Raw genomic sequence first — 16,127 nt, forward strand, 5'->3', positions numbered from 1 at the left:
AACGAGAAAAATTGTTTTTTCTCGTTACCGGACTCTGGCTGGGAACGCATACTTAGAGGCTGTGCTTCACCATTGTAGAGACAATTATCAGGTGCTTTTCTGCTCACCTTACCCCCATAAATAACTAATTAAAAAACCTCTGCACCCTCCAACTTCTTAAAAGTTTCAACCTTAGCCCTCGCCGCTTCCCCGCAAGTCTTCGGCGTCGGAAACATCTTCCCAGGATTCGCCAAACCTTTCGGATTAAACACCTGACGCACCCACTGCATCGTCTCCAAATCTATCTCGGAAAACATATCCGGCATAAAACACTTCTTGTCAGCACCGATGCCGTGTTCCCCCGAAAGACTTCCCCCAACTTTCACGCAAAGCCTGAGAATTTCTCCGCCCAATTCTTCCACCTTTTCCAGCGCACCTTTTACCGAGTTATCGTACAGAATCAGCGGGTGCAAATTCCCGTCTCCCGCATGAAATACATTAGCAATCCGATAACCGTATTTCTCGCTCAAACCCTCAATTTCTTTCAAAACATAAGCCATTTGCGTTCGCGGAATTACGCCGTCTTGCACGTAATAATCCGGGCTGAGATGACCCGCAGCCGCAAAAGCAGCTTTCCGCCCTTTCCAAATTTTTAGGCGCGTTTCCGGGTCGGTTGCTGTGGTGATATTTCGTGCTCCGTTATGCTTGCAAATATCGGCAATCCGCTGTTTGTTTGTGGCAACTTCCACTTCTAAACCGTCGATTTCTACGAGGAGAATTGCCGCCGCATCGCGGGGATAACATCCAGTTGCCACCACATCTTCCACAGCATTGATGCTGATGTTGTCCATAATTTCCATGCCGCCGGGAATAATGCCAGCGCTGATAATATCGGAAACCGATTCGCCCGCTGCTTCTATACTGGAAAAATCCGCTAGGAGCACGCAAATCGATTCCGGCGCTTTGAGAATTCGGAGAGTAACTTCTGTGGCGATTCCTAAAGTGCCTTCAGAACCAACAAATACACCAGTTAAATCGTAACCGGGCATTTCGCAAATTTCGCCACCGACATCGACAATTGAACCGTCGGGAAGTACCAATTTTAATCCTAAAACGTGATTTGTTGTGACTCCGTATTTTAGGCAGTGAACCCCGCCAGAATTTTCGGCAACGTTGCCGCCAATCGAACAAACAATTTGGCTGGAAGGATCGGGCGCGTAGTAGAAACCGGCGCCGCTAACTGCTTGCGTTACCCAGTTATTAATTACTCCCGGTTGCACGACTACTTGCTGATTTTCTAAGTCTACTTTCAGGATTTTTCGCATCAAGGCAGTAACAATCAGCACGCAGTTTTCTACAGGCAAAGCGCCGCCGGAAAGGCCGGTTCCTGCGCCTCTAGCAACCCAGGGAATTGAGTTACGATCGCATATTTTGACCAATTGCGCCACTTCCTCGGTAGTTCGAGGCAATACCGCCACGGCGGGGCGCTGGCGGTAGCTGGCGAGTCCGTCGCACTCGTAGACAATCAATTCTTCGCGGCGCTGTACGACGCCTTTTTTGCCAACTACAGCCTCGAATTCTTTAATAACGGGTTTCCAGTTTCGTTCTGTTTCTATGGCTATCATTAGTGAATTTAATTAGGGAACTATCAATAATATTGTGACAAACTTTACTATTTTTGTGCAATTATTTTTCTAAGGGTTGCAATATTGACACAGGGAAGGAGCGGCAGTCTCTCGACCGTCGGGAAATAGTTTTTCTTTAGTATAACCGCACTTTTTGCATTTATAGATTGCCGATCGCGCTAGCTGAGTCGGAAAATAGCAAAGTTCGCAGGGCAATCCGATTTTCATCTCAGCAATATCGAATCCCGGCCAACCGCACTCCGGGCAGAATTGCTTAAATTTTTTAACTAAATCGAGAGTTGCATTTTCGATGTTTTTCATCCGAGTTGGATTGTACATCGCCCGCATATCTGTTTCGATATGAACTCGGCCGGTTGACGATTTTTTTAAGCCTGCTGTCACAGCGTCAAAAAGTTGTTTTTCTGTCCTAATGCCCTTGACAATTTCGCCGTTACCGAGTGCAGCGTCGCCAACTATAACCACCAGCGCGTGTTCGGGAAATCCAGCTTTTTTAGCAAAATCATCTGCTTCTTCTATACTGGAAACTAACTCGTGACTGTAGTTAGTTTCAACAGACAAAGAGTCGCCGATGAGTTCTAGATTGTTGGCTCGATCTAATAAAATTACTATTTCTCTGTTAGCTGGCAGATACGGCATCATTGGGTGAGGGCCGAAAGTACCTTCGCTGGCAAAGGCAAGAGTTTCGCCCGCAATTTCTAGGGCTTTTTGTGCTTTATGGCGAGCAGCTTCTATTTGTGTTCCTAAGCGTTTAACTTCTCTGGTGAAGGTGCCGAAAGTATCTGTGTCAAGCTCCGCAGGTACTAGAATTTTTACACCCAATTCTCGTTCCAAAACGGGAGCCATCACCCGTTCTTTTTGGTGCATGGTACCAATAACTGCGGTGCGAGCGCTCAATAATTGATTGGGATTCACAGACTCAGGAATATTAGACATACAGCAACATCCTTTCGTAACAGAAGGCTCTAATACAGCCTTTGACCTAAGTTATCAATTCAGCACTCAAGCGTCAATATTAAAAGCGATCGCTAGTTGCCCCCAGTCACTCCCCCTACTTGACCTCTGAGTACAAAAATTACTCCCGTCATAATTAGCGCCACGCCTACCAACCGCAGCGGCGGCAAAGGCTCGTGAAATATAAGTTTGCCGCCTAAAACAGTAAACAGGTAACTAATTGACAGTAAAGGCGAGACTATGCTAAGGTTTGCCCGCGACAAAACTACAATAAAGCCGATGGAAGAAATTGCATACAAAGAAAGACCACCGACAATCAACGGCTGGGTAGCCATTGCTAGAATTTTTTCCATTAAATTAGCAGCGCCAATGGGTCCTAAGATTTTAGCTCCTGCCTTCAGACTGAATTGACCTGCGACGCCACACAAAATAGCAGCAAGCAATAACAGAAAAACGCTTCTATTCATAAGTTTAGTAACCTATAGTACAATCAAAAATTGCCGTTACCAAAAACCTAAAAAACTTTAATTAAGTTTTGTTGGGTTTTATTCAGCACTAATATTTTAAGCAGAGATACGGGAAAATCAAGTATGGTCGATCGCGATCGAGAGTGGAACAAATATATGGCAGAGCAGATTAACCCAAGCGGAGAATATACTCTAGAACTATCGATACTCATGCCTTGTCTGAACGAAGCAGAAACTTTAGAAATCTGCATACAGAAAGCCCAGAAGTCCCTGCGCGAACTTGATATTACCGGCGAGGTCATCATAGCAGACAACGGCAGCACTGACGGTTCTCAAGCTATCGCGACCAGAATGGGAGCGAGAGTCGTGCCAGTGGCAGCCAAAGGCTACGGCAGCGCCCTGATGGGAGGCATCATGGCAGCGCGCGGAGTTTATATTATCATGGGCGACGCTGACGACAGCTACAATTTTTCCAACCTCGGCTTTTTTGTCAACAAATTGCGAGAAGGTTTCGACTTAGTAATGGGAAACCGCTTTCAAGGGGGCATCAAACCGGGGGCCATGCCGCCGCTGCACAAATATTTAGGAAATCCGGTGCTGACATGGGTTGGGCAGCTATTTTTCGCGAGTCCAGTCGGCGATTTTCACTGCGGATTGCGGGGTTTCAGGAGAGACTCTATTTTGAAACTAGACTTGCAAACAACGGGGATGGAATTTGCTAGCGAAATGGTCGTCAAAGCTTCTCTGTACAAGCTGCGAATCGCTGAAGTCCCCACCGTACTTTCTCCCGACGGTCGCAGCCGGCCGCCGCACTTGCGAACTTGGCGAGATGGCTGGCGGCACCTCCGCTTTTTGCTACTTTACAGTCCTCGGTGGCTGTTTTTGTATCCGGGTGTGGCGCTGATAATTTGGGGTCTAATTGTGGGCATCTGGCTATTACCTGGTACTCAAAAGATTGGTAGTATTAGCTTTGATGTACACACGCTGCTGTATGCTGCGATCGCAATTATCATCGGTTTTCAAGCAGTAACTTTCGCTTTTTTCACCAAAATTTTCGCCATCAGCGAGAAATTTCTGCCCGAAGACCCCAAACTCAACAAAATATTTCGCTATGTCACCCTAGAGACAGGATTGATTGTCGGAGTCACGCTGATTTTAATCGGAATAGTTGGCTCGTTCTTATCATTAACTATCTGGAGCAAAACAGCTTTCGGTTCTCTCGACCCTTCTAAAACTCTGCGTTTGGTTATTCCCTCGCTCACTTGCCTGACTGTCGGTTTGCAGATGGTTTTGTCGAGCTTTTTTCTCAGTGTGCTGAGCTTGAAGCGTAGGTGATAGCATTAAAGTTACTGCCAACCTTCCTCAAAACTAAATTTCCATGCAGGGGAAGTTGAGGGCGATCGCCATGCAGGAAAAATCAGGGCCGCAGGAGCAAAATTTCAGACTATCTGGTATAATCCAACAAGTAGCTTTAATGCTCAAAAGGGTTAGAAGAGTAGAGATAAAGAATATTTGATATTAGCGATGCAGCGAATATTTGAGGCTATATTGAAGGGAAACGTTTTAGAATGGGCTAATGAGGTTCCCAGACAAGGCGATCGCCCTGTCAGAGTTTACGTTACTTTACAAGAAGAGCGATCGACTTTAAGTGGGGAGTTTCGCCGTCAGAGAATAGTTGAAATATTGGAAAAACTTGCAGCAAATAATGTCTTTGCTGATATTAGCGATCCAGTGGAATGGCAGCGAGATTTGCGTCAAGACCGTCCACTTCCAGGTAGGGATGAATAATGAATGCTGCTAGACAGTGATATTATTATCTACGCTTCCCAGCCAGAAAACTCGCAGATTAGGCATTTTCTTGGCGAAAATGACATAGTTGTATCGGCAATAAGTTACGTTGAACTCTTGGGTGATCATCGGCTAACTGAAGAGTATAGATTGTACTTTGAGGAATTCTTTGCGGTGGTGGAGGTTCTACCAATTTCTAACGCTATACTCGATCGCGCAGTGCTGTTGCGACAGATGAGGAGAATGACACTTGGGGATGCTATTATTGCGGCAACAGCTTTGGTACATGACAGAACTTTGGTGACAAGAAATGTAAGGGATTTTCGGTGGATTGCTGAGCTCACACTAATTAACCCATTTGAGGCTTAAGAAAGAGGAGCGATCGCACTTTGGACAGAAAAGGGCGATCGTACTGTGCGAAGAAAAGGGCGATCGCTTTTCCCATAATTCCCAATTGAGAGATAATATAGAGCAAGCAAAAAAAATTAACTAAATTTCGTGTAACTTAAGACACCCTATGTTGACTATTGAACAGATAGAAAATGCGATTCTCCAACTTCCGCCGAACCAGATAGGAGAGTTGTTAGAGTGGTTTCTAAATTTGGATTACAAACGATGGGATGTCCAGCTAGAGAAAGATATTGCTGAGGGTAAACTGGATGCTTTAGCAGCAGAAGCGATCGCTGATTTTGAAAGTGGTAACTATCGAGAGATTTAATGCACTACACTACTCGAAAATTTTGGGATTGTTACAATGCTTTGCCATCAAATGTACAAGCTACAGCAGATCAGTGTTATGAGTTGCTGAAGGCAGATCCGTCTCATCCTTCTCTGCATTTTAAGAAGGTTGGTAAGTATTGGTATGTAAGGGCTGGATAGACTTATCTGGCGTTGGGTGTAGAAATTGAAATAGGTATTTTGTGGTTTTGGATTGGTACGCACGCACGCAGAGTACGATCGGCTGATAGGAAAATAAGGGCGATCGCACTTTGGGGAAGATAAGGGCGATCGTACTTGGGTAAAATAAGGGCGATCGTACTTTGGGGAAGATAAGGGCGATCGTACTTTGGGAAGAAAAGGGCGATCGCTGTCCTCTCTTATCTAAGCCACGTTTCTCTGTAGTCGAAATACTCATCGAAAATTACTCTCAAAGCCAAAACTTTGTTCTAATTGCTTCATGTAGGTATTCAATTTGCTTAAAACGTAGCCTGCTAAATGGCCAGGAGTATCATTAACGGTATAACAAAACTCTAGGGCAATATATTTCTCATTTTTAGCATTTACTAATATATCAGGTCTAATATTTGGTAAATTTGGGTGGGGTTTCTCACAGCTAAATGATAAATTTGATTCTTGATATAAATCTTGTAGAGCTAAATATAGGCTTTTATTTAACAGGCTATCGCTGATTTTGTTATTGACTATATCTTTATTGATTTTCTGAAAAGGTATTGTAGCATTTGTTAATCCCTTTTCTACAGTACCACTTTTACGTTTTCCAGCGGTGATAGGGCGACTTAATAATTGCAAATATAAAGGAGTAGTAGATAATGTATTTTTAGCATTTCTTTTGGCAAACCAATGATTAAGAACACCATATTCTTGAAGAAAGTCTTCTTTAGAAATAGGAATTTTTGCTTCTTTAGAATAGGCAGCGATGCAACTCACTAAAGCATTTGTTGGCAAGTACATAATTTTTGTTGTTAATATGCCATTAAGTGCGAGAGTAAGACGACCAGGTTTCCAATCAGCTTTTCTTTGATTATTTTCCTTAATATAAGTGAAAAGCGCATTGTAATTTGCGTTCCACATTTCGTTAATGTTATCAGACTGTTTAGCAAATTGAGCTACAACACTTTCTGCTTCAGGGTAAGAAAATATAAACCAAACTTCTGTCGGTTTAGGGACAGTCTGCATCAACTGTTGTGTATATTGTGTTCTATCTCGCGAAAGATCTCTTATTTCTCTTAAATATTCCCTGATAATAAGTCTATCTTTTGGTTTTTCTTCATATTTATTCTTAATAATGTTATTAAAATCCTCATCATTTAATTGAAAATCGTAACAAGTTCTTCCTTGGTTAAAAAATGCAATTGTGTTCTTAGCAATAGTTGGATATTCTTCTATGGGTGGTCCGGTAAACTCAAGAGTAGGTATTTTTTGATGAAACATTGTACTAGAAAAACTTTTGGCAAAATCTTGCATAGTTTCTAAATCTTGCTTATCTGTTACTGGCCAAATAATTAGAATAGGATATTCACGAAATAGTCCATTTAAATCACGAAAAAAAGCTCTAACATTTTTTTCATCTTCGTCTTGTAAATTTTCTAAATAATCAATGACTATGCAAAACTTTTCTTGTTCTGGTCGATTATTAGTTTCTTGAAAAAAAGTTTCTGTTACTTCATTAATACGTTTTAATAATTCTTTAAGTTTGACATCAGAATTATCAGAAGGTAATTTTCTAGCATTAATGGAGTGGATTTTTTTAATAGGAATATGTGAACGCCATTCCAAGGAACTTATGAAAGTTGATTTTCCCACTCCTGAAATACCGTACAAAAATAATAGATAACCCGATAGTTTTATTTGACTGACTACTTGAATAATCTTTTCTTCAAATTCGATAACAGGCGTAATAAACTGTGCCATAAGGGCTAAGTTTTGAGATATTTTTTGTTGATTAACTTCTTGTTGTAGGGTTTCCTCATAAGTTTCCGGTATAATTAATTCTAAAATTTCATCGGGCAATCTATTGAAAGCAGCTTCTGTTGTATTACCAGATTCTGAAATTTTATTTTTATCTATCTCATTCGAGGAAACTGATGTATTAGTATCATTTATAGACTCATCTACGGCTTTCATGTAGGATTCGGTATCTGTTTGAGGGGTAGATTGTACCACTTCAACCGAGGTTGAATTATTTTTAACATCAAACTTAGATAAATCAAATAGCTCTAATTGGTCAGGGTTATTACTCTCCTTAGATAATTTCTTTCTAGACATATGTAGTTACCGCTTTGATTGATAATTACGAGTTAGGCAAGACGCCTACCTATATTATAACCCATGTTCTGTACTTTAAGTGCTGCAGTAGACCGAAAAGCTTTACCTAATCAGGCTTTTAGGCTCGTTAGATTAGCGCTTTCATAGTGCCTCTTTTATAGTTGGGAAGATGGGCAGGCCCAAAAGCCTGCCCCAAACTATCCTATTCTACCCCCTCAATCCGGTCTTCCACCTCCTGATAAAGTTCACGCAACCTGTCCAAATTGTTCTCCGAAGTCTCCCAATAACCCCGGCCATTCACTTCCAACAAAGTGCTGACAATCTTGCGGAAAGAATGAGGATTCAGATTCAGCAAACGCTTTTGCATCTCCTCATCTTGGATAAACGTAGTGTTGACATCCTCATACACCCAATTATCCACAGCGCCCGCCGTCGCACTCCATCCAGTCGTATTCACCAGACGCTTAGAAATCTCCCGCACGCCTTCATAACCGTGCGACAACATCCCCTCGTACCACTTCGGATTCAGCAGCTTTGTGCGCGAATCTAAACGCACGGTTTCTGATAGCGTCCGCACCTGCGCGTTCGCTGTGGTTGTATCAGCAACAAAGGATGCTGGTTTCTTCCCATCTGCGCGCAAACTGCCGATCAATTTAGTCGGATCGGAGTCGAAATAGTGCGACACGTCAGTTAGGGAAATCTCCGCAGAATCCAAGTTCTGGAAGGTGACTTCCGCAGTTTTCAAGGATGATTCAAAAATTTTCCGGTCTTGTTCCATTGTTCCCGGATTGTCGGAAGAAAAGGCGAAGGATTTGCGAGTTAAGTACATTTCCTGCAACTCGGCTTCGCTTTCCCAAGTGCTGTTTTCCACCGCCAAGTTGATGTTAGATGAATAGGAACCAGAGGCATTAGAAAATACCCGGGTTGCTGCTTGTCGCAGGTTGATTCCCATTTCTTCCGCTTGCTTCAGGGCGTGTTTGCGGACGAAGTTCATTTCTAAGGGTTCGTCGGCTTCCGCTGCCATTTTCACGGCTTTATCTAACAGGTTCATTTGGTTGATGAACAAGTCGCGGAATACGCCAGAACAGTTAATTACTACGTCGATCCGAGGGCGTCCCAACTCTTCTAAAGAAAGCAATTCGAGTTTGTTGACCCGGCCCAATGCGTCGGGAACTGGCTTCACTCCCACCATCCACATTACTTGGGCGAGGGATTCGCCGTAAGTCTTGATGTTGTCGGTTCCCCACAACACAACGGCGATCGTTTCTGGGTAATTTCCGCCGTTATCAACGCGCTGTCTTTCTAACAGCCGATCGACTACAAGCTTAGCAGACTTAACCGCCCCCGTTGTAGGGATTGACTGCGGGTCCAAAGCGTGCATATTCTTGCCAGTCGGCAAAACATCCGGGTTGCGAATCGGATCGCCACCGGGGCCAGGCAGAACATACTCGCCTTCTAACGCGCGCAACAAAGCGCCTAATTCGTTGTCGGCACAAACTTGCTGCAAGCAGAATTCCAGATACTCAAACAGCGGTTTAATCGGTTCTGGATCGATTTTTTTGTAACCTGCGGCGTGCAAGGCTTCAATCCAAGGTGTTTTCTTGCCCATGTTGAAGAAATTCAACTTAGAAACAAGGGAAACTCGGCCCTCAGCGTCGGTTTGTTCCTTCACCAAAGCGCCAACGGCATCCCGACAGGCCAAGGTGATGTTTTGCAGCAATTCGACATCAGTTAAAATGCCTTTGTCGCTATTGGTGTAAATTTCGCCGATATCGCGTCCGAGACTGTTAGCAATAATCCGCGGCAAGCTGATGAGTCCATCTTCTTCGCGGTCTAAATTGGCGATATTCACCAAAGTTGCGATCGCCTCTTCAGCAGTCGGCGGCTTACCGATAACGTGCAAACCGCAAGGTAACAACCGCGACTCAATCTCCATCAACTTGCGGTAAACCAAGCCAACTAAATTGTCGCGTTCCTCCGCAGTCATTCCCGCAGCAACCCCTCTTTCTTGTTCCGGAGGTAGGGCGATATCCTTGTCCAAATTCACCAAACGGCATTTTTCGACGATCGCATCAACAATCGGCACACCGCGCCCAGTCTCTTTCAAAGTTTGATAAGAAGCAATTAACTCGCTGAGTTCCTGCAAACCTTTGTACAAACCAGCATTTTCAGCCGGAGGAGTCAGATAGCTGATTGTTTCAGCATAACTGCGGCGCTTAGCAATTGTTGCCTCGCTGGGATTGTTGGCGGCGTAATAATAGATATTGGGAATTTTGCCGATCAAACTGTCGGGATAACATTCCCCAGACATTCCCATCTGCTTACCGGGCATGAATTCTAGCGAACCGTGAGTGCCAAAGTGCAGCACCGCATCCGCACCCCAAATGCGCTCCAAATATGTATAGTAAGCAGCAAAACCGTGGTGCGGGCTGGCGGAACGAGAGAATAACAACCGCATCGGATCGCCTTCGTATCCAAAAGTAGGTTGCACTCCGATAAACACATTGCCGAAATGTTTGCCGAAAATCAGCAAATTTTGTCCGTCGCTGTTCAAATGTCCCGGAGGCGGGCCCCAATTTTCTTGCAAGCGTTCCGAGTAAGGAGTGAATTCTTCGTATTCAGCTACCGACATCCGGTAAGCAACATTTAATTCCGGGCTTTGGTATTGGGCTGTTGCGTCGTGGATGACTTCTTGCATCAGTTTTTCGGCGGACTCCGGCAATTCTGGCAAGTCGTAACCGTTGCCTTTTAAGGCTTTCAATACTTGGTAAATCGAGCCGAAAACGTCCAAATAAGCGGCAGTTCCGACGTTGCCTTTGTCCGGCGGGAAACTGAAAACTGTGATGGCAACTTTTTTATCTAATTTTGGTTTGCGGCGCAGCATTGCCCACTTCATGGCGCGCTGGGAAATTGCTTCGATCCGGTCTTGTAGGGCGATCGCCTTGCCAGTTGCGCCATCTCTTCCCGACAAAATAATCGGTTCGATCGCGCCATCCAACTCGGGAATGGCAATTTGCAAAGCAACTTGAATCGGGTGCAAGCCTAAATCGCTATTTTCCCACTCTTCCGTTGTTTGGAAAACCAGCGGCAAAGCCACCATGTAAGGGCAGTTTAGCTTTTTCAAAGTCTCGATCGCCTTCGGGTGATCTTGTTTCGCCGGGCCGCCCACCAAAGCAAAACCAGTCAGAGAAACCACCGCATCAACGATCGGCAGCGGCGTCACACCTTTCGCCCCAACTTCCAAGAAAAAAGTTTCAACAGGCTTCGAGAAGTCCAAACCACCGGCAAAAATCGGTAAAACCCGCGCGCCCATTGCCTCCAATTCCTGCACTATTGCTACGTAGTGCGCGTCATCTCCGGTGACTAAGTGAGTGCGCTGCAACACTAAACCGATGCAAAGTGCAAGGGGGTCTTTGAGGTCTGCAGAAATATCTTTGCGGGAATTGTACCAGGTGAGATATCCTTTTACATCCTCAAACATCGATGGTGCTAAAGGATGCCAAATCCCCATGTCCGGGTAGACAACGGGCTCTTGAAAAGTTAGCTGTTCCTGGCCTTTGAATACATATTTATGTGACAGCATCAGCAAGAAGTTTTCCAAGTTTTCTTGGGAACCGCCCAGCCAATACTGGAAACTCAGCATGAAGTTGCGGGCATCTTGGGCTTTGTCGATGGGCAAATATTTCAGCACTTTCGGCAAAGTTTGCAGCAGTTTCAGCATTCCGTCTTGGAAGGAACTCCCGGATTTTTCCTTCCGTTTTTTCATGAATTCGCCGATCGCACTTTTGCTTTGTCCCAACTGTGCCATCGAGAAACTGCCCATTTTATTGAGTCGCATCACCCCTGGCATCGACGGGAAGACGACGGCGACATCCAAGCTGTCGCGCAGCGGTTCCACCGCCGCTACCACTTTTTCTGCCAAATCTTCGATGAAAATTAGAGAAGCAATAAATACATTGGCATCTGCCACATCCCGCTTGAAGGCCTCGTAATTTTCCGGGCTGCGGAGTTCCTCGATCAGGTAGCCGCTGATTTCTATTGCCAGATTCGGATTTTTCTGATTTATCGATCGAACCGCTGCCGACAGGGCGCTTTGATACTGCGGTTCCAGTACGACATAGACCACCTTCATGAGCGATCGCCCCTGCAAGTTTTCCGGCACAACGTGGCGAATGGTGGGCTTGACGTGAGTGAACATCCGGTTAGGCTCCTTTAAGATGCTGTTTTCGGGAATCGGGAATTTTTTTATCCCATAAGCATTTTTACCAGAAAACGCTTGCCATTAGGCGATTTGAGCCTGCACATGACACAATTCGACAAATTTAGGCCAACTTTTCGTTACATTTTTTTATAAATTCCTTGAGCAAATACTCCATATTTTATTTACAAAAATTTACTTGACAAATTTATTTTAATATGTATCTGATTAATTGATTGGATAAAAATAATTAAAAATTAAACAACTATTGAGAAATCAATCCTGAAAAAAGTTCCAAGTTTTGTAGAATTGATTAAACTTGCGATGAGAAATTAACTAATGGAAAAAACGCACAAATTCTGAAGGCAGAATGTAGCTTTCGGATAATTGCTGAGTTAAAAAAAGTTGAAATTTCACCAGGAACTTAAAACAATTTAATAAAGTCTATTTTGTGTAAATTCCTGATCGGCGATCGAGTTCATGGAAAGCTAATTGCTATAAACTCTCAAACTCATCAAAACCTTAAGGGGAAAACATGGCTAACTACGCAATTTTCGACGAACAATTCTACCTCGCCTCATATCCTTGGGTCAAACCAGCCATTGACGCAGGAGTCATCTCATCTGGAAGAGAACACTTTGAAAAATTTGGGCGAGAAGGCGGTCTAACTAAAGTATCGCGTTATTTTGACGAAAATGCTTACCTTGCTGGGAATCCAGACCTCGCACCCTTCGTCCGTACAGTCAACCCAAACGCGCCTTTTGCGACCGGCCTCGATCACTTTATCCAGTTCGGTTACGATGAAGGACAGCGCCGCACCCAAGTATCACCCGAATACAACGAAAGCTTTTATTTAGCCAACAACTCTGAACTCCAACCGTTTATTCAAAACGGAACTTTCAAATCAGGCTACCAGCATTTCGTTCAATTCGGGGCCAAAGAAGGTCGGTTTGGAACTTCATTTTTTGAACCGGAATACTTAAAAGAAAACCCCGACATTGTGCCGTTTGTTAACTCTGGAAACTTGAGAACCGGCCGGGAACACTTCTTCAATTTTGGACAATTTGAGCCTGCCCGCGACGCGACTTTTGTCGGTACCCGTACCAATGATGTTTTAACTGGTGTTGGCGTGGGCGATGTCGAACTTGTGGGAGTAGAAGTAGGTATAGATCCCCAAGGCAACCGCCAGTATGAAAGCTTTGGCACCAATGAATTCGATGTCTTGATTGGTGCTCCGGGAACCAATACATTTGTACTCGGAGTTCCTGCCGCAGCCCAGAATCCCTCCGCGACACCGCTGTATTTGGGTAACGGTCAAGCTACCATTCGCAACTTCGACATAGAAAGCGATTTTATCCAACTGCAAGGAACTTCTTTAAACGGCTACAGCCTGACTCCCATTGGTAGCAATTTGTCAATCCAACGTTTTGGAGATGTGCTGGGCGTGATTGAAGGAGGAGCAAGTTTGAATTTGAGTTTCCAAGAATCTAACGGTAACGGTACTTTCTTGATTGGATAGTCATTGGTCATTGGTCATTGGTCATTGGTCATCAGCTAATGCTGGTGATTGATGACTTTTAATTTGTTGTGGGCGATTGTGCTATGAAAAAGTACGATCGCACTTTATTTTAAACAGCAAACTATGAATTACGATATCTTCGACGAACAATACTACCTTGCCTCATATCCGTGGCTGCAACCAGCCATTGATGCAGGAATCATCAAATCAGGAAGAGAACACTTTGAAAAATTCGGTCAAGCCGCCGGCCTCACAAAAATATCGCGATATTTTGACGAAGATACATATCTAGCTCAAAATCAAGATATTGCACCATTTGTTCGCACCGCCAACAACCCAAACCGACCCTTTGCTTCAGGTTTAGACCACTTTATCCAGTTTGGTTACGAAGAAGGCCGCACGCGAGTATCGCCTGACTACGACGAAGTTTTTTATTTAAATCGTCACCCGGAGATAACTCCCTTCGTGCAGAACGGAATTTTTAAATCCGGCTTTCAACACTTTATCCAATTCGGAAAAACAGAAGGTAGGTACGGGACAAGTTTCTTTGAACCACGTTACTTGGGAGATAACCCAGATGTGGCGGCAGTTGTGGAGGCTGGAAGTTTAAAAACTGGTCGAGAACACTATCTAAAATTTGGGCAATTTGAGTCAAATCGATACGGCTTTTTTACAGGAACCAACGGTAATGATATCGTCACGGGATTTACAGCGGGAAAAAATCAAATTATCGGACTGCAAGTAGCTTTCGCCGGCCCTAATCCACCTTTTGGCATTAATAAGAATAAGTATGAGGCTTTGAAATTGGATGACATCACTAGAGAGCCTTTCCTGACTACCACTGAATTCGATACATTGATTGGCACTTCTGGCATTGATTACTTCGTGCTCGGAGATGCTGTTCCCAACAACCGACGTAGTTTGATCGGCCGGGTAGATTTCTATACGGGCAGCGGGGAGGCCAGGATTGTCAATTTTGAAAAAGGAAAAGATTTTATTCAGTTGGTGGAAAGCTTTAATGAACTGAGTATATTTCCATCAGGGGCGGACTTATTAATTCAAAAATCGGGAGATACACTTGCCAGAATTCAGGGCGGATCAAATCTAACTCTGCAACCGATTGGGATGATAAATCCGTTTAGTCCTCCAGTCAGTCTTACTTTCCTGGGCTAGAAAGGATAGAGCTTAAGTGAGATTTGATAGGGTAAAATCACCCGATCGGGTATTGTGTCAGTTCTTGATGATTGATAAATTGCATAAATACTTTATTAAAGCCGCAGTCGAAAAACATGGCTAGTTACGCAATTTTTGACGAAAAATACTATCTTGCTCAATATCCTTGGGTCAAACCAGCCATTGATGCAGGAGTCATCAAATCGGGATTAGAACACTTTGAAAAATTCGGTCAAGCCGGCGGCTTAACTAAAGTATCGCGGTATTTTGACGAAGATACTTACCTCGCTGGCAATCCAGATATCGCTGCGTTAGTCCGCACTCCCAACAACCCAAACGCCGCTTTTGCCACCGGGCTAGACCACTTTATTCAATACGGTTACGAAGAAGGTCGCACTCGTGTATCGCCTGAGTATGACGAAGCGTTTTATGTAGCAAATAACCGACAGTTACAGCCGTTTATTCAGAATGGAACTTTTAAAAACGGCTACCAGCATTTCATTGAATTCGGCATCAAAGACGGTCAGTTTGGGACTTCATTTTTTGAAACAGAATACTTACTGAAAAACCCCGATATTGTGCCGTTTGTTAACTCTGGAGCCTTGAAAACAGGTCGGGAACACTACTTCAATTTTGGCAAAAACGAGCCTAACCGGTCTGCGACTTTTGTCGGAACTTCCGGCAATGACATCATTACCGGTGCTGGGGTGGGAAATACCGAATTAATTGGAGTTGAAGTAGGTTATGTTGCAAACAGTAATGCCTTTACCATCCCCGGCCGGAATTATGAAAGTGAGGGCAGTAATGAATTCGATACTCTCACTGGCGGTAGCGGCCGCGATAAATTCATGCTCGGAGACCTTTTAGTAGGCGGTGGTGGTAAGCTATACAGTTCCCCAACAAAGTTATATATCGGGCCAGGTTTTGCTACAATTCGTAACTTTACCCAAGGTCAGGATACCATTCAGCTAGCAACAAGCGATATCGAACCTTCTTTAGATAAATTCTTGATATTTCCCATCAACAACAATCGAGATTTAGCTATCCAAACGAACGGCTTGTTCGTCTACTTTCCAGATGGAAGTTCGGGAATTAGTAGCTTTGACACGATCGCTGTTATTGAAGGTGCCGGAAATCTCAAGTTGAATCTATTACCAGAATCTAGAGGTTCTCTATCTCTACTTGGCTAGAAATCTCTAAGCTATTGGGGATTTAACTGATTGCTGCTGGGGAGTACGATCGCACATTCAACAAAATGGGCGATCGTACTTTTGTGTTTGCCCTAAAAATAATACAGCGGATTCCAGGTTTATGAAGTACAGCAACAGCAGCTTGTAAACCAGTTTTTAAAGTGCTTAGGATTGACCAAATAAGCGTGCAGTAGCCAGCAAAATATCAAC

General features: G+C 44.0%; 13 protein-coding genes. 7 read left to right on the forward strand and 6 right to left on the reverse strand.

Translation table 11 applies throughout. The annotated features are described in order from the left end of the window. Nucleotides 1–128: 128 nt before the first annotated feature. The 3 genes from glcD to QUA27_RS09905 form a co-directional block, all read right to left on the reverse strand. The gene (glcD, locus tag QUA27_RS09895) at nt 129–1,604 is read right to left on the reverse strand and encodes a glycolate oxidase subunit GlcD (protein ID WP_333067704.1); all 1,476 of its coding nucleotides are present in this window, start codon (nt 1,602–1,604) and stop codon (nt 129–131) included. A 69-nt stretch (nt 1,605–1,673) separates the two neighbouring features. Further along, nucleotides 1,674–2,558: a DUF6671 family protein gene (locus QUA27_RS09900; protein WP_333067706.1), complete on the reverse strand. Its 885-nt coding sequence runs from the start codon at nt 2,556–2,558 to the stop codon at nt 1,674–1,676. A gap of 92 nt (nt 2,559–2,650) precedes the next feature. Then, nucleotides 2,651–3,043, reverse strand: a complete 393-nt coding sequence (locus QUA27_RS09905; RefSeq protein ID WP_190662000.1) for a DMT family transporter — start codon at nt 3,041–3,043, stop codon at nt 2,651–2,653. Between the two features lie 123 nt (nt 3,044–3,166). On the opposite strand from QUA27_RS09905, the gene QUA27_RS09910 reads away from it, so the two are divergent. From QUA27_RS09910 to QUA27_RS09925, 4 genes are all read left to right on the forward strand, one after another. Beyond that, nucleotides 3,167–4,378, forward strand: a complete 1,212-nt coding sequence (locus QUA27_RS09910) for a glycosyltransferase family 2 protein (protein ID WP_333067707.1) — start codon at nt 3,167–3,169, stop codon at nt 4,376–4,378. 189 nt (nt 4,379–4,567) lie between these two features. Beyond that, nucleotides 4,568–4,831 (forward strand): hypothetical protein, encoded by a 264-nt coding sequence (locus QUA27_RS09915; RefSeq protein WP_333067708.1) that lies wholly within the window; start codon nt 4,568–4,570, stop codon nt 4,829–4,831. Nucleotides 4,832–4,834: 3 nt separating this feature from the next. Next, nucleotides 4,835–5,200, forward strand: a complete 366-nt coding sequence (locus tag QUA27_RS09920; protein ID WP_333067709.1) for a type II toxin-antitoxin system VapC family toxin — start codon at nt 4,835–4,837, stop codon at nt 5,198–5,200. 148 nt (nt 5,201–5,348) lie between these two features. After that, complete coding sequence (locus QUA27_RS09925; RefSeq protein ID WP_333067711.1) at nt 5,349–5,549, forward strand: hypothetical protein; 201 nt, start codon at nt 5,349–5,351, stop codon at nt 5,547–5,549. 120 nt (nt 5,550–5,669) lie between these two features. Here QUA27_RS09925 and QUA27_RS09930 read toward each other — a convergent pair whose 3' ends face one another. The 3 genes from QUA27_RS09930 to QUA27_RS09940 form a co-directional block, all read right to left on the reverse strand. Then, a complete protein-coding gene (locus tag QUA27_RS09930) occupies nt 5,670–5,966 on the reverse strand; it encodes a hypothetical protein (protein WP_333067712.1) in 297 nt (98 codons plus the stop codon). Continuing rightward, entirely contained in the window at nt 5,963–7,837 is a 1,875-nt protein-coding gene (locus QUA27_RS09935; RefSeq protein WP_333067713.1) for an ATP-binding protein, read from the reverse strand. Before QUA27_RS09935 ends, QUA27_RS09930 begins: the two co-directional genes overlap by 4 nt. A 202-nt stretch (nt 7,838–8,039) precedes the next feature. Then, the gene (locus QUA27_RS09940) at nt 8,040–12,035 is read right to left on the reverse strand and encodes a magnesium chelatase subunit H (protein WP_333067714.1); all 3,996 of its coding nucleotides are present in this window, start codon (nt 12,033–12,035) and stop codon (nt 8,040–8,042) included. Nucleotides 12,036–12,570: 535 nt separating this feature from the next. On the opposite strand from QUA27_RS09940, the gene QUA27_RS09945 reads away from it, so the two are divergent. The 3 genes from QUA27_RS09945 (at nt 12,571) to QUA27_RS09955 (ending at nt 15,917) form a co-directional block, all read left to right on the forward strand. Further along, nucleotides 12,571–13,554, forward strand: a complete 984-nt coding sequence (locus QUA27_RS09945) for a calcium-binding protein (RefSeq protein ID WP_333067715.1) — start codon at nt 12,571–12,573, stop codon at nt 13,552–13,554. Between the two features lie 123 nt (nt 13,555–13,677). Continuing rightward, complete coding sequence (locus QUA27_RS09950; RefSeq protein ID WP_333067716.1) at nt 13,678–14,727, forward strand: calcium-binding protein; 1,050 nt, start codon at nt 13,678–13,680, stop codon at nt 14,725–14,727. Nucleotides 14,728–14,843: 116 nt separating this feature from the next. Beyond that, nucleotides 14,844–15,917, forward strand: coding sequence for a calcium-binding protein (locus QUA27_RS09955; RefSeq protein ID WP_333067718.1), 1,074 nt, complete (start codon nt 14,844–14,846; stop codon nt 15,915–15,917). Nucleotides 15,918–16,127 lie beyond the last annotated feature (210 nt).

The sequence above is a fragment of the Microcoleus harperi Pol14_C6 genome (genome assembly GCF_036701295.1).
Taxonomy (GTDB): Bacteria; Cyanobacteriota; Cyanobacteriia; order Cyanobacteriales; family Microcoleaceae; genus Microcoleus.

Excerpts from the sequence above, each read along its gene's own strand:
- QUA27_RS09910 (WP_333067707.1), top strand. The coding sequence starts at position 3,167 with ATGGTCGATCGCGATCGAGAGTGGAACAAATATATGGCAGAGCAGATT.
- QUA27_RS09930 (WP_333067712.1), bottom strand. The coding sequence starts at position 5,966 with ATGAGTATTTCGACTACAGAGAAACGTGGCTTAGATAAGAGAGGACAG.
- QUA27_RS09920 (WP_333067709.1), top strand. The coding sequence starts at position 4,835 with ATGCTGCTAGACAGTGATATTATTATCTACGCTTCCCAGCCAGAAAAC.
- glcD (WP_333067704.1), bottom strand. The coding sequence starts at position 1,604 with ATGATAGCCATAGAAACAGAACGAAACTGGAAACCCGTTATTAAAGAA.
- QUA27_RS09955 (WP_333067718.1), top strand. The coding sequence starts at position 14,844 with ATGGCTAGTTACGCAATTTTTGACGAAAAATACTATCTTGCTCAATAT.
- QUA27_RS09935 (WP_333067713.1), bottom strand. The coding sequence starts at position 7,837 with ATGTCTAGAAAGAAATTATCTAAGGAGAGTAATAACCCTGACCAATTA.
- QUA27_RS09900 (WP_333067706.1), bottom strand. The coding sequence starts at position 2,558 with ATGTCTAATATTCCTGAGTCTGTGAATCCCAATCAATTATTGAGCGCT.
- QUA27_RS09905 (WP_190662000.1), bottom strand. The coding sequence starts at position 3,043 with ATGAATAGAAGCGTTTTTCTGTTATTGCTTGCTGCTATTTTGTGTGGC.
- QUA27_RS09950 (WP_333067716.1), top strand. The coding sequence starts at position 13,678 with ATGAATTACGATATCTTCGACGAACAATACTACCTTGCCTCATATCCG.
- QUA27_RS09915 (WP_333067708.1), top strand. The coding sequence starts at position 4,568 with ATGCAGCGAATATTTGAGGCTATATTGAAGGGAAACGTTTTAGAATGG.
- QUA27_RS09940 (WP_333067714.1), bottom strand. The coding sequence starts at position 12,035 with ATGTTCACTCACGTCAAGCCCACCATTCGCCACGTTGTGCCGGAAAAC.
- QUA27_RS09925 (WP_333067711.1), top strand. The coding sequence starts at position 5,349 with ATGTTGACTATTGAACAGATAGAAAATGCGATTCTCCAACTTCCGCCG.
- QUA27_RS09945 (WP_333067715.1), top strand. The coding sequence starts at position 12,571 with ATGGCTAACTACGCAATTTTCGACGAACAATTCTACCTCGCCTCATAT.